General features: G+C 68.7%; 12 protein-coding genes. 8 read left to right on the top strand and 4 right to left on the bottom strand.

Going from position 1 to position 15,300, the window contains the following annotated elements:
• Positions 1 to 119: 119 nt before the first annotated feature.
• Genes dusB through ASF20_RS07265 form a run of 4 tightly spaced genes read left to right on the top strand, consistent with a single transcriptional unit; the run spans position 120 to position 4,401 of the window.
• Complete coding sequence (gene dusB / locus ASF20_RS07280) at positions 120 to 1,172, top strand: tRNA dihydrouridine synthase DusB (RefSeq protein WP_056272493.1); 1,053 nt, start codon at positions 120 to 122, stop codon at positions 1,170 to 1,172.
• A gap of 35 nt (positions 1,173 to 1,207) precedes the next feature.
• Positions 1,208 to 2,323 (top strand): ATP-binding protein, encoded by a 1,116-nt coding sequence (locus ASF20_RS07275; protein WP_056211472.1) that lies wholly within the window; start codon positions 1,208 to 1,210, stop codon positions 2,321 to 2,323.
• Between the two features lie 9 nt (positions 2,324 to 2,332).
• Complete coding sequence (ntrC, locus tag ASF20_RS07270; RefSeq protein ID WP_056272488.1) at positions 2,333 to 3,796, top strand: nitrogen regulation protein NR(I); 1,464 nt, start codon at positions 2,333 to 2,335, stop codon at positions 3,794 to 3,796.
• Positions 3,793 to 4,401, top strand: coding sequence for a DUF6886 family protein (locus ASF20_RS07265; RefSeq protein ID WP_244476351.1), 609 nt, complete (start codon positions 3,793 to 3,795; stop codon positions 4,399 to 4,401). The genes ntrC and ASF20_RS07265 overlap by 4 nt, the downstream gene beginning before the upstream one ends.
• A 72-nt stretch (positions 4,402 to 4,473) precedes the next feature.
• Here the strand turns inward: ASF20_RS07265 and oxlT are convergent, their stop codons facing one another.
• Both oxlT and ASF20_RS07255 read right to left on the bottom strand, forming a co-directional pair.
• A complete protein-coding gene (gene oxlT, locus ASF20_RS07260; RefSeq protein ID WP_056272485.1) occupies positions 4,474 to 5,748 on the bottom strand; it encodes an oxalate/formate MFS antiporter in 1,275 nt (424 codons plus the stop codon).
• A gap of 99 nt (positions 5,749 to 5,847) precedes the next feature.
• Positions 5,848 to 7,446, bottom strand: a complete 1,599-nt coding sequence (locus tag ASF20_RS07255; protein ID WP_056272482.1) for a gamma-glutamyltransferase family protein — start codon at positions 7,444 to 7,446, stop codon at positions 5,848 to 5,850.
• Positions 7,447 to 7,745: 299 nt separating this feature from the next.
• Between ASF20_RS07255 and ASF20_RS07250 the strand changes: the two genes are divergently transcribed.
• The 4 genes from ASF20_RS07250 to hflX all read left to right on the top strand — a co-directional run bounded on the left by ASF20_RS07250 (position 7,746) and on the right by hflX (position 13,324).
• Positions 7,746 to 10,019, top strand: coding sequence for a PAS domain-containing sensor histidine kinase (locus tag ASF20_RS07250; RefSeq protein ID WP_056211298.1), 2,274 nt, complete (start codon positions 7,746 to 7,748; stop codon positions 10,017 to 10,019).
• Positions 10,016 to 11,386 (top strand): sigma-54 dependent transcriptional regulator, encoded by a 1,371-nt coding sequence (locus ASF20_RS07245; protein WP_056211300.1) that lies wholly within the window; start codon positions 10,016 to 10,018, stop codon positions 11,384 to 11,386. The genes ASF20_RS07250 and ASF20_RS07245 overlap by 4 nt, the downstream gene beginning before the upstream one ends.
• Positions 11,387 to 11,540: 154 nt before the next feature.
• Positions 11,541 to 11,795, top strand: a complete 255-nt coding sequence (gene hfq, locus ASF20_RS07240; RefSeq protein WP_009866358.1) for an RNA chaperone Hfq — start codon at positions 11,541 to 11,543, stop codon at positions 11,793 to 11,795.
• A gap of 113 nt (positions 11,796 to 11,908) precedes the next feature.
• Positions 11,909 to 13,324, top strand: a complete 1,416-nt coding sequence (gene hflX / locus ASF20_RS07235) for a GTPase HflX (RefSeq protein WP_056272477.1) — start codon at positions 11,909 to 11,911, stop codon at positions 13,322 to 13,324.
• A gap of 94 nt (positions 13,325 to 13,418) precedes the next feature.
• On the opposite strand, the gene ASF20_RS07230 is transcribed toward hflX, so the two are convergent.
• Together ASF20_RS07230 and ASF20_RS07225 are read right to left on the bottom strand one after the other, a co-directional pair.
• Positions 13,419 to 13,997, bottom strand: coding sequence for a fasciclin domain-containing protein (locus ASF20_RS07230; RefSeq protein WP_056272475.1), 579 nt, complete (start codon positions 13,995 to 13,997; stop codon positions 13,419 to 13,421).
• A 255-nt stretch (positions 13,998 to 14,252) separates the two neighbouring features.
• The gene (locus tag ASF20_RS07225; protein WP_056211306.1) at positions 14,253 to 15,212 is read right to left on the bottom strand and encodes a transporter; all 960 of its coding nucleotides are present in this window, start codon (positions 15,210 to 15,212) and stop codon (positions 14,253 to 14,255) included.
• Positions 15,213 to 15,300: the final 88 nt, after the last annotated feature.

Below are 15,300 nucleotides of genomic sequence, written 5' to 3'. Positions count from 1 at the left end.
GATGCGAATGGCTCGGTGGCCCACCGATGGGCGGTCTGTCGTTTAAGCGCGGGAGAAGCTGAAATCAAATCCCGGGAATCGCTTGCGCGGCCCGCCGATTTGTCTATTTGTTGAGCACAATGTGCGCTGATGATTATTTGAGCTTTCTCCGCGGGTCGGAGACCGAGGGCGGCCTCGCGCCCCCCGGCGGCGAGCGACCCGTTCCGGTCCTCTTGGCGCCGCTGTCCGGCGTCACCGACCTGCATGTCCGACGCATCGCGCGACGCCTCGGTGCGAGCGCGGTCGTCTCCGAGATGGTGGCCGCCGCGGAACTCGCTCGCGGCGACCAGGAAGCTCGGCTGCGGGCGGAGGGCAGCGGCGTCGATCCGCACATTGTGCAGCTCGCGGGTTGCGCCCCGGAGCCGATGGCGGAGGCCGCGCGCATCGCAGAAGCCAACGGGGCGGACGTGATCGACATCAACATGGGCTGTCCGGCCAAGGTGGTGACCGGCGTCGCCTCGGGCTCGGCGCTGATGCGCGACATCGAGGGGGCGACCCGCATCCTCGCCGCCGTGCGGGGGGCCGTGCGGGTCCCCGTCACGGTGAAGATGCGGCTCGGCTGGGACCACGCCAACCTCAATGCCCCCGACCTCGCGCGTCGGGCCGAGAGGCTCGGGCTGAACGCCGTGACGGTGCACGGCCGGACGCGGCAGCAATTCTACAAGGACCAGGCCGATTGGGTCGCGATCCGCGCCGTGGTCGAGGCTGTGGCCATTCCGGTCATCGCCAACGGCGACATCGCCACCCTCGCCGAGGCGCGAACCTGCCTCGCGCGCTCCGGCGCCGCCGGCCTGATGGTCGGGCGGGCGGCGGTGGGACGGCCCTGGCTCGTCGGCGCCCTCGCCGCCGGCCTCGCGGGCCAGCCCGCGCCCGTCCTGTCGGGTGCCGAGAAGGCCGCCCTGGCAGTGGAGCATTATCAAGGCCTCCTCGCCCTCTACGGCCTGCGCATGGGCGTGCGCCACGCCCGCAAGCACCTGGCAGCCTATGCGGAGGCCGGCGGCGGCCTCTCGGCCGAGGACCGGATGCGCCTTCTCACCACCACAGACCCGGCGGTCGCCACCACCCTCCTGGGCCGGGCCTTCGGCGCGGATTGCGGCGGGATACTGCCGCACGCTATCGGGGAGGCCGCATGAGCTCGGACAAGCCGATCTCGGGGCGCGGCGGTGCCATGCGACCCGACGCCATCCCCACCAACGAGGCGGTGATCAACGCCCTGCCGCTGCCGGTCCTGACGGTCGGGGCGGACGACCACATCCTCCACGTCAATCATGCCGGCGAGACCTTCTTCGATCATTCCGCCCGGCTGATGCAGCGGCGGCGCCTCTCGGACATCATCCCCTTCGCCTCGCCGATCATCGCCCTGGTGGCGGAGGTGCGGCGGCGCCGGGCCAGCGTCAGCGAGTACGGGGTGGAGTTGGTGCAGCCGCGCTCGGGCCTCGAGCGCAGCGTCGACGTCTTCGCGACGCCCCTGGGCGACGACGAAGAAGCCGTGGTCCTCATGCTCCAGGAACGCACCATCGCCGACAAGATGAACCGCCAGCTCACCCATCGGGGCGCGGCACGTTCCATGGTGGCGCTCGGCGCCATGCTGGCCCACGAGATCAAGAACCCGCTCGCGGGCATCCGCGGGGCGGCCCAGCTCCTCGAGCAGTCGGGCAACGAGGACGATCGTCTCCTGACCCGCCTGATCTGCGACGAATCCGACCGGATCGTACGCATCGTCGAGCGCATGGAGCTGTTCGGGGATGAGCGCCCGGTGGAGCGCGGCTCGGTCAACGTGCACGGCGTGCTCGACCAGGTGAAGCGCTCGGCACAGTCGGGCTTCGCCCGCCATATCCGCTTCGTCGAAACCTACGATCCCTCCCTGCCGCCGGTGCTGGGCAACCGAGACCAGCTCGTGCAGGTGATCCTGAACCTCGTGAAGAACGCTGCCGAGGCCATCGGCGCCGACGCGGTCGACGGCGAGATCACCCTGTCGACGGCCTTCCGCACCGGCCTGCGCCTGCAGGTGCCGGGGTCGCGCGAGCGCGTCAGCCTGCCGATCGAGGTCGCTGTGCGGGACAACGGTCCCGGCGTCTCGGCGGACCTGCTGCCCGACCTGTTCGATCCCTTCGTCACGACGAAGGCGCAAGGCTCCGGCCTCGGACTTGCATTAGTCGCCAAGATCATCGGCGACCATGGCGGGATCGTCGAGTGCGATCCGGTCCCCCGCCGAACCACGTTCCGCCTTCTTCTCCCCATGTCGAGCGCCCGCGACGGGCGCGAATCGTCCGCGGAGCTGTAGAGTCGCGTCATGCCCAACGGACACATCATCGTCGCGGATGACGACGCCGCCATCCGCACCGTCCTCAACCAAGCCCTGTCGCGGGCCGGGTACGAGGTCCGCTCGACCGGCAATTGCGCCACCCTCTGGCGGTGGGTCGCCGAAGGCGCGGGCGACCTCGTCATCACCGACGTGGTGATGCCGGACGAGAACGTCTTCGACTTGCTGCCGCGCATCAAGCGGGTGCGGCCGGAGCTGCCGATCATCGTCATGAGTGCGCAGAACACCTTCATGACGGCGATCCGCGCGTCCGAGCGGGGTGCTTACGAATACCTGCCCAAGCCCTTCGACCTGAAGGAGCTGATCGCCATCGTTGGGCGCGCCCTGTCCCGTCCGCGCGGCACCGCACCCGCCGGGGCCGACCCGGGCAACGAGGACATCCCCCTGGTCGGGCGCTCGCCGGCCATGCAGGAGATCTACCGGGCGCTGGCCCGGCTGATGCCGACCGACCTCACCGTGATGATCACCGGCGAGTCCGGCACCGGCAAGGAGCTCGTCGCCCGGGCGCTGCACGATTACGGACGGCGCCGGACCGGCCCGTTCGTGCCAGTGAACATGGCCGCCATCCCGCGCGACCTCATCGAATCCGAGCTGTTCGGTCATGAGAAGGGAGCCTTCACAGGCGCGTTGTCGCGCTCGGCCGGCCGCTTCGAGCAGGCCGAGGGCGGCACGCTGTTCCTCGACGAGATCGGCGACATGCCCATGGAGGCACAGACCCGCCTCCTGCGCGTGCTGCAGCAGGGCGAGTACACCACCGTCGGCGGCCGGGTGCCGATCAAGACCAACGTCCGCATCATCGCAGCGACGAACAAGGACCTGCGGGTCTCGATCCAGCAGGGAATCTTCCGCGAGGACCTGTTCTTCCGGCTGAACGTGGTGCCCCTGCGCCTGCCGGCCCTGCGCGAGCGCTCCGAGGACGTGCCCGACCTCATCCGCCACTTCTTCATCCTGGTGGAGCGCGAGGGCCTGAGCCGCAAGCAGCTCGACGGCGAGGCGATGGAGCGGCTGAAGCGCTATCGCTGGCCCGGCAATGTCCGCGAGCTGGAGAACCTCGTCCGGCGCCTCGCGGCCCTCTACCCGCAGGAGACGATCACCGGGCCCGTCATCGAGGCCGAGCTCGACACCCTGCCGTTGGCCCAGAGCCAGCCGAACGGCGCGGCCGGCGCCCGCAAGCCACCCGGCGAGGCCGAGACGCTGTCGGGGGCGGTGGAGCGCCACCTCGCCGAGTATTTCAGCGGATACCGGGACACGCTGCCTCCGCCGGGCCTGTACCACCGCATCCTGCGCGAGATCGAAGGGCCGCTGATCGGTGCGGCGCTGGCCGCCACCCGCGGCAACCAGATCCGGGCGGCGGAGCTGCTGGGCGTGAACCGCAACACCCTGCGCAAGAAGGTCCGAGACCTCGACCTGCAGGTCTTCCGCAACACGCGGTGACCCGCCCGGGCGACGCCGCGGGGCGCGCACCCGGCCTGTTCCACTTCAGCGAGGATCCGGCGATCCGGCTCTTCGTGCCGCGTCCCGTTCGGGTCCCCATCGATCGCGGTCCGGACCGGGCCTGGCTGAACGGCCCCCTGGTCTGGGCGATCGACGCCGCCCACAGCCTGCTCTACCTCTTCCCCCGCGACTGTCCCCGGATCGTGATCTGGCCGACCGCCGAGACCTCGCCGGAGGACCGGCGGACCTGGTTCGGGGACGTCGCGGGCCGCGCCGTCGCCTATGTGGAAGAAGCCTGGATGGACCGGATCCGATCCGGGACGCTCCACCGCTATGGGATGCCATCCGAAGCGTTCGAGCCTGCCGGAGATCCCGGCACCTGGGTCTCGCGGCGCGCTGTCATTCCAGACAGCCGTGACAGCCTCCCCGATCTGCCGGCTACAATGGCGATGGCGGGTGTGGAGCTTCGCATGCTGCCCCGTCTCACCCCGCTCGCGCCGATCTGGCGATCGAGCCTGCACGCCAGCGGCATTCGCCTCCGGAACGCACAGGACTGGGTAACCCCCGAGGGCGGACCGCCTCGGCCGATCGCCCATCGGCCCTGACGATCCCCGCACAGCGAAACGCGGACGGGTTGCCCCGTCCGCGTCGCCGACGCGCTCTCGCTGTGTCGCCTATCAGGCCATGGCGGGCTTGCCCACGAGCACCGGTTCGACGCTTCCGTCGAGCCAGCGCCGACGCATCGGCTTCAGCACGAAGTAGGCGAGGATCGCGGTCAGCACGTCGAGGGTGATGATGATCGCGAAGACCGGCAGCCACGATCCCTGCACGGCGTAGATCCAAGCCGCGATCGGGCCGCCGAAGAGCGAGCCGATGCCCTGGGCCATGTAGAGGAAGCCGTAATTCGTCGTGGCATGCTTGGTGCCGAACGTGTCGGTAAGGATCGAGGGGAACAGCGAGAAGATCTCGCCCCAGGCGAAGAACACCACGCCGGAGAGCAGCGCGAAGGCGTAGGCGTTCTCGCGGAACACCAGGAGCAGGGCGATCGCCACCGCTTCGGCCGCGAAGGCGATGCCCATGGTGTTCTCGCGACCGATCTTGTCGGAGACCCAGCCGAAGAACGGGCGGGTCAGGCCGTTGGTGATGCGGTCGAAGGTCAGCGCGAAGGGCAGGGCAACGAAGCCGAAGATGATCGCATCGGCGACACCGAAGTCGCGGGCGAAGGAGGCGAAGTTGGCCACCACCATCAGGCCGCCGGTCGACATCATCGTCATCATCACGAACATCAGCCAGAACAGCGGCGTCCGCAGCATCACCCGCGGGGGGGTGTCGTGGACGCAGGTCGACAGGTTGACGGCCGGGGGCGGCAGAACCTCACCGGCGCGCGGTGCGCGCAGACCGAGGGCCGCGAGCGCTCCGATCGCTCCGAGCACGATGCCGAACACCGTGAGCGTGTGACGGTAGCCCGATGCGGTGAGCATGTCGCTGATCGGGAAGGTGCTCAGCATGGCGCCCATGCCGTAACCGGCCGCGACCACGCCGACGGCGAAGCCGCGCCGGTCGGGAAACCACTTCACCATCAGGCCGACGATGCCGACATAGACGATGCCGGTGCCGAGGCCGCAGAACAGCCCATAGGTGGCGTAGACACCCAGCAGGGTGTCGACCCGGGCAGCCAGGACCCAGCCGAGGCCGGACAGGGCGGCCCCCAGCGCGATCATCAGCTTGGGGCTGAACCGATCGATCAGGTAGCCCTGTACCGGCGAGAAGAAGGTCTGCAGCACGATCAGGATCGTGAAGGTCCACTGGATCTGCGGCAGCGTCGAGCCGGTCGTCGCGATCAGCGGTTTGGTGAAGAGCGTCCAGACGTACTGCGGACTGGAGATCGCCATCATGGCGATCAGCCCGAGGCCGAGTTGCAGCCAGCGTTGGCGGGAAAGGGTCGTATCCATTATTCGCTCCTTGCGATGGACCGGCCTTCGCAAGGATGGTGCCAAGTCGTTGCTCTATCTCGTCTTATGACGCAACCCAGCCGCGAAGATCAGGGGAAGTTACAGCCCCTCCGAACCACCGTCGGATCTCGGATCGTGGACCGCGGCGATCGCGCCGTTGCTTGCGTGACGCACGAGCATGCCGGCATGGCCGAGGGAGTCGATGTAGGCGCCGCCGAGTTCCTCGATCTCGTGTCCGAGCTTGCGCAGCGCGGCGATGCAGGCCGGGTCGAAGCGGTCCTCCACCTTCACGGTGAGGGATTCGGCCCCCCAGGTCCGGCCGTAGAGAAGGCGCGGCGCGTCGACAGCGGCCGCCGGGTCCATGCCGTAATCGGCGTAGCGCGCGAAGATCTGCGACTGGAACTGCGGCTGCCCGTCGCCGCCCATGCTGCCGTAGGACATCACGCGGCCGTCGTCGAAGCAGGCGAGGGCCGGAATCAGGGTGTGGAACGGGCGGCGGCCGGGTTCCAGCGGGTTCACCGCCGTGGCGTCGAGGGAGAACGAGGTCCCCCGGTTCTGCCAGTGGATGCCGGTCTTCGGCAACACGATGCCGGAGCCGTATTCCCAGTAGATCGACTGGATGTAGGACACCGCCAGGCCGTCGCGGTCGATGGCGCCCATCCAGACGGTGTCGCCCTCGCCGGGGTTGCGCAGGGGCACGCTCGCGGCCCGGCGCATGTCGATCTGTGCCGCCTCGCGGTCCATGCGCTCCGGCGTCAGGAAGCTGGCGGGGTCGACGGCCAGCCGATCGTAGTCGGTCACGATCCGGTCGCGGATCGCGAAGGCGCGCTTCGTGGCCTCGATCAGCCCATGGTAATGCGCGGTGGTCTCGGGCCGGTCGATCCCAAGGCGGTCGAAGATGCCGAGGATCAACAGCGCGGCGATGCCCTGGGTGGGCGGCGGGAAGTTGTAGAGCATGGCATCCCGGCGGCGGATCGCGAGCGGCGCGCGTTCACGGGGCGCATAGGCTTCGAGGTCGGCCCGGGTGACAGGCGTTTCGAGGCGGTCGAGGTCGGCGGCGATTTCGCGCCCGAGGTCACCCTTGTAGAAGTCGTCGAGACCCGCATGGGCCAGTTGCTCCAGGGTGCCGGCGAGCGCCGGCAGCTTGCGGAGGGCGCCGGCCGCGAACGGCTTGCCGCCGTCGAGGAAGGTCTCCGCGAAGTGCGGCTGGTCGTGGAGCGTGTCGAGCTCCTTCGGGACGTAGCGCGCCTCCGAGGGCGAGACCGCGACGCCGTCCCGGGCATGGCGGATCGCGTCGGCGAGCAGGGTGGAGAGGGGTAGGCGGCCACCCAGCGCCTTCGACAGGTCGAGGGCGAGGCGCCAGCCGCCGATGGCGCCCGCCACGGTGAGCGCCGCATCCGGGCCCCGGGACGGGAGGACCTCGTAGCCCTTCTCCCGGTAGCGCCGGATCGTGGCGTTCTGGCCGGCCGGGCCGCAAGCCTCGATACCGCGCACCCGCCCGCCGCGTTCGCGTACCAGCCAGAAGCCGTCGCCGCCGATCCCGTTCATGTGCGGGTAGACCACCGCGATGGCGGCGGCCATGGCCATCATCGCCTCGATCGCGTTGCCCCCCTGCGCCAGGACGTGCTGCCCGGCCTGGGCGGCGAGGCGGTGGGGCGCCGCGACCGCGGCCGAAGCGAAGACGGGGGTGTTGGACATGGTGATCTCTGCGTGAGGATGCGCTGAAGGATAATGTATTTACACGGGGCGTCGATCGTTGTCGGGCTGGTCTGGGCGCCGGGCCCACCGGCGCAGACGGCGGCTTCGGGCCCAAGCGGCGCCTCGCCTTCTAAAAGATTCCGACCCTCCTCCGTGCCCAATTCGTATTAATTTCGCCACACTGTTGTGGCGACGCATCAGCGATGCCGTGGCTCCGCTCGTCCCACAATTCCAAGGCCTCCCGGGAGGGTTCGGGCTCCGCCGATCCGGTGGAGACCGGCGGGACCGACCGATCACCCATGACGGTGCGTCCCCCGCCGCGCGGCCCAGGCCTGATCGGTGCGCTGGTGGTCATCACCGCGCTGGTCTCCGCCATCACCACCTTTCTGATCCTGGCCGGCGTGATCCGGGTCACGCCGACGCCGACGGTGGGACTGACCCTCCTCGGCATCAATGTCTTCCTCGTCCTCGGCCTCGTGGTGATCATCGCCTGGGAGGCGCGGGTCTTCCTCTACGCGCGGCGGACGAATGCCGCGGTGGCCCGCCTGCACACCCGCATCGTCGGCCTGTTCAGCCTGATCGCCATCCTGCCGACCGTGCTCCTCGCAGTGGTGGCGGCGGTGACCATTGATCGCGGCCTGTCGCTCGGCTTCACCGATCGGGTCCGCGACGTGGTTCTCAAATCCGTCGAGGTGGCGGATGCCTATCAGGAAAACCAGTGCCAGAGCCTGGCGCGCGAGATCCGCATCCTGGCCGACGACCTCACCCGGGCGCGGCCGAACTTCGACGTGAATCGCGCTTGGTTCGAGAGCTTCCTCACCACCCGCGCCACGGCCCTCGGCCTGCCGGTGGCCGAGATCATGCGCGGCCCGAACGAGGTGGTGGCGCGCGCCAAGATCGATACCCTGAAGGAACGCCGCCTGCCTTCGGCGGCGGCCTTCGAGGACGCGGCGAAATCGACCGATCCGATCTGCCTCGTACCGAGCGAAGGGCGCATCTTCGCCGCCCTCCTGCGGATGCCGGCCTACGACGGCGCCGTGCTGCTGGTGCAGCGCGAGGTGAGCCAGCTCGCCATCGAGTTCCCAGGCGTGTCGCGGGCGGCCGCCGCCGAGTACCTGACCTACGACTCGCTGAAGCGCTCGATCCAGATCAGCTTCGCCTCGGTCTTCGTGCTGATCGCCCTGATCGCCCTGCTCTCGGCGGTGTGGTTCGGCCTGAACTTCGCCAACCGCTTCGTCGCGCCGATCCGACGCCTGATCAACGCCGCCGACCAGGTCGCCTCGGGCAACTTCTACGCCCAGGTCCCGGCCCGCAAGAGCGACGGCGACCTCGCGCACCTGTCCGAGAGCTTCAACAAGATGACGCAGGAGTTGCGCCGCCAGCATGACGGTCTGACGGCAGCCAGCGATCTCATCGACCGGCGCCGTCGATTCACGGAGGCCGTGCTGGCTGGCGTCTCCCCCGGCGTCCTCGGCGTCGACGCGGCGGGGCACGTCACCATCGCCAATCCGTCGGTGGAGCGCACCCTCGGGCTCTCGGCCGACGCGATCGTCGGCAAACCCCTGACCCAGGCGGTACCCGAGCTGCAGGCGCTGTTCCCAGAGGGCGGCGAGGCGCGCCTGCGCACCCTGCAGCAGCAGATCCAGCTCACGCGGGACGGCCGCGAGCGCACCGTGACCGTTCGGGTCACCAGCGAACAGGCTCAGGGCGGCGCCCGCGGCTTCGTCGTCACCCTCGACGACATCACCGATCTCGTCTCGGCCCAGCGCACCTCGGCCTGGGCGGACGTCGCCCGGCGCATCGCCCACGAAATCAAGAATCCGCTGACCCCGATCCAGCTCTCGGCCGAGCGCATCCGGCGCAAGTACGGCAAGGTCATCACCACCGACAAGGAGGTGTTCGACCAGTGCACGGCGACGATCGTGCGCCAGGTCGACGAGATCAAGCGCATGGTCGACGAGTTCTCGTCCTTCGCACGGATGCCGAAGCCGGCCATCGCGCAGAACGACCTCAGCGAGATCACGCGCCAGAACCTGTTCATGATGCGGGTGGCGCATCCCGACATGGAATTCTCGTTCGGCGAGGACGGCGACCAGCCGATCCTGGCCGCGTTCGACATCCGCCTGCTGTCCCAGGCGATCACGAACATCCTGAAGAACGCCGTCGAGGCGGTGCAGGCCGTGCCGGAGGCCGAACTCGGCCAGGGCAAGGTCGACGTGCGCCTCGTCCTCGAAGAGGGGTTCGTGATCATCGAGGTCACGGATAACGGCAAGGGATTTCCCATCGAGGGGCGCCAGCGGCTGCTGGAGCCCTATATGACCACCCGCGAGGGTGGCACCGGCCTGGGGCTGGCCATCGTTAGCAAAGTCCTCGAAGAGCATGGCGGCGGGATCGAATTGAACGACAATCCGGAAGGTCGGGGAGGGCGCGTACGCCTGCGCGTCCCGCGCGACACCAGCGCCGCCCCCGTCCGAGACTCAGCCAACCACACGCCGCCGGAGGGCAACCCCTCTGCGCAGGATGAGAAGGGCGCCGCGCGGACGGCCCCCCCAATCGCGGAGATCCAGTCATGAGCGCCGATATCCTCATCGTCGACGACGAAGCCGACATCCGCGACCTCGTGGCCGGTATCCTCGACGACGAGGGCCATCGCACCCGCACCGCCGGCGGATCGGACGAGGCCCTGGCGGCGATCGAGTCCCGTCGGCCCCACCTCGTCTTCCTCGACATCTGGCTGCAGGGCTCGCGCCTCGACGGCCTGCAGGTGCTCGACCAGATCAAGGCCGGCCACCCGGACCTGCCGGTGGTGATGATCTCGGGTCACGGCAACATCGAGACCGCCGTGGCGGCGATCAAGGCCGGCGCCTACGACTTCATCGAGAAGCCGTTCAAGGCCGACCGGCTGATCCTGGTGGCCGAGCGCGCCCTCGAAGCCTCGCGCCTGAAGCGCGAGGTTCGCGACCTCAAGGCCCGGTCGGGTCAGGCCAGCCGGCTCGTCGGCGCCTCGGTGGTGGTCAACCAGCTGCGCCAGACCGTGGAGCGGGTGGCGCCGACCAACGCCCGCGTGATGATCCTCGGGGCACCGGGCTCGGGCAAGGAGCTCTCGGCACGCACCCTCCACGCCCTGTCGGCCCGGGCGAACGGGCCCTTCGTGGTCATCAACGCCGCCACCATCACACCGGACACGATGGAGGCCGAGCTGTTCGGCGTCGAGGCGGGGGAGGGCCGGGCGCGCCGGGTCGGTGCCCTGGAGGAGGCCCATGGCGGGTCGCTCTACATCGACGAAGTCGCAGACATGCCGCGCGAGACCCAGAACCGCATCCTGCGCGTCTTGGTCGATCAGAACTTCCAGCGCGTCGGCGGCACGACGCGGGTGCACGTGGATGTCCGCATCATCTCGTCCTCGTCGCGCGATCTCGCCGAGGAGATCGCCGGGGGCCGCTTCCGGGAGGACCTGTTCCACCGCCTCTCGGTGGTGCCGATCCGGGTGCCATCCCTGTCGGAGCGCCGCGAGGACGTGCCCGAACTGATCACCTTCTTCATGGAGCAGATCTCGGGCGCGACCGGCCTGCCGCGCCGGCGCATCGCCGAGGACGCCATGGCGGTCCTCCAGTCGCACGACTGGCCCGGCAACGTCCGCCAGCTGCGCAACAACGTCGAACGCCTGATGATCCTGACCCACACGGATCCGGATCAGGAAGTGACCTCCGAGATGCTGCCCACCGAGATCGGCGCCCTGGTGCCGACGACGCCGAACGGGTCGGGCGGCGAGAAGCTGATGAGCCTGGCGCTCCGCGAGGCCCGCGAGATCTTCGAGCGCGAGTACCTGATCGCGCAGATCGCCCGATTCTCCGGCAACATCTCCCGCACGGCGGAGTTCATCGGCATGGAGCGCTCCGCACTCCACCGAAAACTCAAGTCGCTCGGGATCGGCCCCTGAGAACACCGCGGCGATGCACTTGCATCGCGACCGCGATACACGTGTAATGTTTCCGCACCGTCGCCCTGCTGCGCAGCGCGTCGGGGCATGCGAGACCAACGGACGAGAACCCGTCATTACGGCGGGCGGCGATGCGAACCAAGGATAAGAAAAAATGGCGGGCGAGCGCGCTCAGAACCTCCAGGACACGTTCCTGAACCATGTTCGCAAGAACAAGATTCCGCTCACGATTTTCCTCGTGAACGGCGTCAAGCTTCAGGGCGTGGTGACGTGGTTCGACAATTTCTGCGTGCTCCTGCGGCGGGACGGCCATTCGCAGCTCGTCTACAAGCACGCCATCTCGACGATCATGCCGGGGCACCCGGTGCAGCTGTTCGAGCCCGACGAAACGGCGCCGGACAAGGCCTGAGCGCGCGGGAAACTGCATCCGTCCGGCCGGAAAGGTTTGCCGCGCCCTTGTCTGGGGCCGGCAAGCGCCCATTGTCCTGAAGACACGCAGGACAGGGTTGAACAAAGAACTTCATGACTGAACCGATGACGCCCGGCGAAGCCCGGCTCCAGGCGATGGCCGCCCCCGAGGGTGACATCGCGGCGGCAACCCACACCCTCGTCGTCGGACCCTATCTCGGGCGCGCCGCCGCCGCCGCCCGAGGCAATTCCGACGGCAGCCCGGAAGCCTTGCGCTCGACCGAGGCGCGCCTCGACGAGGCCGCCGGGCTCGCGGCCGCCATCGAGCTCGACGTCGTCGAAGCCATCGTGGCGCCGGTGCAGCGGATCCGCCCGTCAACCTATCTCGGCAAGGGACGCGTCGAGGAGCTGGCCGGCGTGATTCGCGCCCGCGAGATCGGTCTCGTGGTGATGGACTGCGCCCTGTCGCCGGTGCAGCAGCGCAACCTCGAAAAGGCGTTCGGCTGCAAGGTCATCGACCGCACCGGCCTGATCCTGGAGATCTTCGGCCGGCGCGCCTCGACTCGCGAAGGCACGCTGCAGGTCGAGCATGCCCACCTCGCCTACCAGAAGAGCCGCCTCGTCCGGTCCTGGACCCACCTGGAGCGCCAGCGGGGCGGCTTCGGCTTCCTCGGCGGTCCCGGTGAGACGCAGATCGAGGCCGACCGGCGCATGATCCAGGAACGGATGACGAAGATCGAGCGCGAGCTCGACAGCGTGACCCGCACCCGCGGCCTGCACCGACAGAGCCGGGCACGGGTGCCCTACCCGATCGTGGCCCTCGTGGGCTACACCAATGCCGGCAAGTCGACGTTGTTCAACACCCTCACCAATGCCCAGGTCATGGCGCAGGACATGCTGTTCGCGACCCTGGACCCGACGGCGCGGGCGACGAAGCTGCCGCACGGCGAGACCGTGATCCTCTCCGACACGGTGGGTTTCATCTCGGAGCTGCCGACCTCCCTGATCGCAGCCTTCCGGGCGACCCTGGAGGATGTGATCCACGCCGACATCCTGCTCCATGTCCGCGACGTGTCTCACGTGGACAGCGCCGCCCAGGCGGAGGATGTGGGCTCCGTTCTGCGCGAGCTCGGGATCGAGACTTCGGCCTCGCGCATCATCGAGGTCTGGAACAAGGCCGATCTCCTCGATGCGGATGAGCGAACCCGCCTCCTGAATCTCAGCGGACAGGGACGCAGCGATCGGGACAGCGATGCCCCGGTGCTGGTCTCGGCCCTGACGGGGGAGGGGCTCGGTGTCCTGACGGCGCGCATCGAGGCGCGGATCGCGCGCCAGCGTTCGACCTTCGCGGTGGTCCTGCCGCCGGAGGACGGCGCCGCTTTGCACTGGCTCTACGAGAATGCCGAGGTGCTCGACCGGCGCGAGGAGGAGGGCGGCACGATGCACCTCGCCATCCGCATCGCGCCCGAGAAGGAGCCGCGCTTCCTGAACCGCTTCGAGGGCGCGCGGCGCCTCAATCGGGTGAGTTGACGACCTTTCCGACGGCTCGTCCCTGAACGCGTGACGCCCGCGATCCTTCCGGATCGCGGGCGTTTCCGTCAGTGGCGCCGAGGGCCCGATACGATCAGGGCTGGAGCACGCCGTTGATGACGTGGATGACGCCGTTCGACTGCATCACGTTGGCGGTGGTGACGGTGGCGGTGCTGCCCTTGGCGTCGGTCACGTAGACCTTCTTGCCCTTGGTCTGGACGGTCAGCGGCTCGCCCTCGACCGTCTTCAACTGCGCTTCGCCGCCGCCGTCCTTGGCGAGCTTCATCAGATCCTTGGCCGTGTAGGTGCCGGGGACCACGTGGTAGGTCAGGATCTTGGTCAGGGTCGCCTTGTTCTCGGGCTTCACCAAGGTCTCGACCGTGCCGGCCGGCAGCTTGGCGAAGGCGGCGTTGGTGGGCGCGAACACCGTGAACGGGCCGGGGCTGGCCAGGGTGTCGACGAGGCCGGCGGCCTTCACGGCGGCGACCAGGGTGGTGTGGTCCTTCGAGTTCACCGCGTTCTCGACGATGTTCTTCGAGGCGTACATCGGCGCACCGCCGACCACCGGGTTCTTGGCGAAGGCCGCGACCGGGAAGGTGGCGCCGACGGAGAAGGCGAGCACGACGGCGGCGATCTTGGAAGCCACCGGGCGACGGGCGTGACGCGTGATCATGGAGCGTATCCTCTGGAACGATTGCCCCTTCGTGGGCATCATCGTCCGGTACGGAGGACGGTCGGATAAAGTTTCAGACGCCGGCGGATTGCTTGAAGGGCGGACGGGGTTTCTCTTACCCGCGAGGCACCGGCTCGAATCCCCTCTCGGAGAGGTCTCTGTCGCCGAACATGCGAAAGCCCGTCCGACAGGTGTCGGACGGGCTTTGCGCGATCCCCTCTGCGGCGGGGCCAGGCCCCGCCGCAGGACGTCGGATCAGTACTTGCGGATGATCGGCGCGGGAGCGGCGGCAACCGGGGTCGGCGAGTACAGCGGAACGATCAGGCGGCCCGAGATCTCGGTGCTGTCGAAGCTGGTGGTCGCGACGGTGCGGGCGACGTAGACCTGCGCGGTGACGGGCCCGAAGTCGTAGCCGACGAGGCCGCCCATCAGGAACCGGCCGCGATCGTTGAAGGCGGCGTTGACGGTGCCGACCCGACCGAGGCTGGTGTCGAAGTTGACGGTGCCGTAGGCGATGGCGCCGATCTCGAACTTGCCGAACTTCTTGGTCGCGGTCAGGTCGAGGTTGAGCGAGTCGGACAGGGTGTAGACGGTACCGAAGTTCCGGCCACCACCGAACGACGACGGCGAGTCGTAGAAGTTGGCGGTCAGGTTGGCGGTGATGTTCCAGCCATCAGCCGTGTAGCTGCCTGCGATGCCGGCGCGGTAGGTGTTCGAGGAGAGCTGCGGCAGCACGGCGCCGGCGCCGAGGACACCGTTGTTCTGCACCAGAACGCCGCGGTCGCCGTTCAGCTCGTTCAGGTAGACACCGCCGAGCAAGCTGACGCCGAAGCCGCCGCCTAGATCGAAGGCCCAGATGCCGCCCACGAAGGTACCGACGTTGATCGACAGATCACGCACGCCGGTGGGGCCGCCGCGCTTGCCGAAGGCGAACACGGTGGGGGGAGCAACGAGGAGCTCGACGCGGCCGCCGAAAGGAACGAACGGGGTCGACCAGACCAGCACCGGGACGTTCACACCGACGTCGACGGCCGACGGATTGTCCCGCGACTGGAAGACGAACGTGTTCAGCGCATAGATGCCCTCGGGCAGCGGGGCGCCGGTGGCTAGGCCGACCTGCTCGCCCGGAACCGTCGTGGTCTGCGCGTAGGATGCGGTGGCGGTCATGCCGACCGTGAGCGCGAGCGCTCCGGCAACGAGCCAGTTCTTCGACATTTTTACTCTTCCTTCCCAAGGATTTCAGGCGTCCGCCACGCAGCCGTCCGAACCATTCTGCCGATGCGCCGCTTGTTCGCAGCTTGTT

This window comes from Methylobacterium sp. Leaf88 (genome assembly GCF_001422795.1).
Taxonomy (GTDB): domain Bacteria; phylum Pseudomonadota; class Alphaproteobacteria; order Rhizobiales; family Beijerinckiaceae; genus Methylobacterium.
Note: the sequence above shows the minus strand (reverse complement) of the source record. Positions and strands in the feature narration are given on the sequence as shown.

Coding starts and splice junctions, on each gene's coding strand:
- ASF20_RS07230 (WP_056272475.1), bottom strand. CDS start 13,997: ATGATCACGCGTCACGCCCGTCGCCCGGTGGCTTCCAAGATCGCCGCC.
- ASF20_RS07245 (WP_056211300.1), top strand. CDS start 10,016: ATGAGCGCCGATATCCTCATCGTCGACGACGAAGCCGACATCCGCGAC.
- hfq (WP_009866358.1), top strand. CDS start 11,541: ATGGCGGGCGAGCGCGCTCAGAACCTCCAGGACACGTTCCTGAACCAT.
- ASF20_RS07225 (WP_056211306.1), bottom strand. CDS start 15,212: ATGTCGAAGAACTGGCTCGTTGCCGGAGCGCTCGCGCTCACGGTCGGC.
- ASF20_RS07250 (WP_056211298.1), top strand. CDS start 7,746: ATGACGGTGCGTCCCCCGCCGCGCGGCCCAGGCCTGATCGGTGCGCTG.
- ntrC (WP_056272488.1), top strand. CDS start 2,333: ATGCCCAACGGACACATCATCGTCGCGGATGACGACGCCGCCATCCGC.
- hflX (WP_056272477.1), top strand. CDS start 11,909: ATGACTGAACCGATGACGCCCGGCGAAGCCCGGCTCCAGGCGATGGCC.
- ASF20_RS07275 (WP_056211472.1), top strand. CDS start 1,208: ATGCGACCCGACGCCATCCCCACCAACGAGGCGGTGATCAACGCCCTG.
- ASF20_RS07255 (WP_056272482.1), bottom strand. CDS start 7,446: ATGTCCAACACCCCCGTCTTCGCTTCGGCCGCGGTCGCGGCGCCCCAC.
- dusB (WP_056272493.1), top strand. CDS start 120: ATGTGCGCTGATGATTATTTGAGCTTTCTCCGCGGGTCGGAGACCGAG.
- oxlT (WP_056272485.1), bottom strand. CDS start 5,748: ATGGATACGACCCTTTCCCGCCAACGCTGGCTGCAACTCGGCCTCGGG.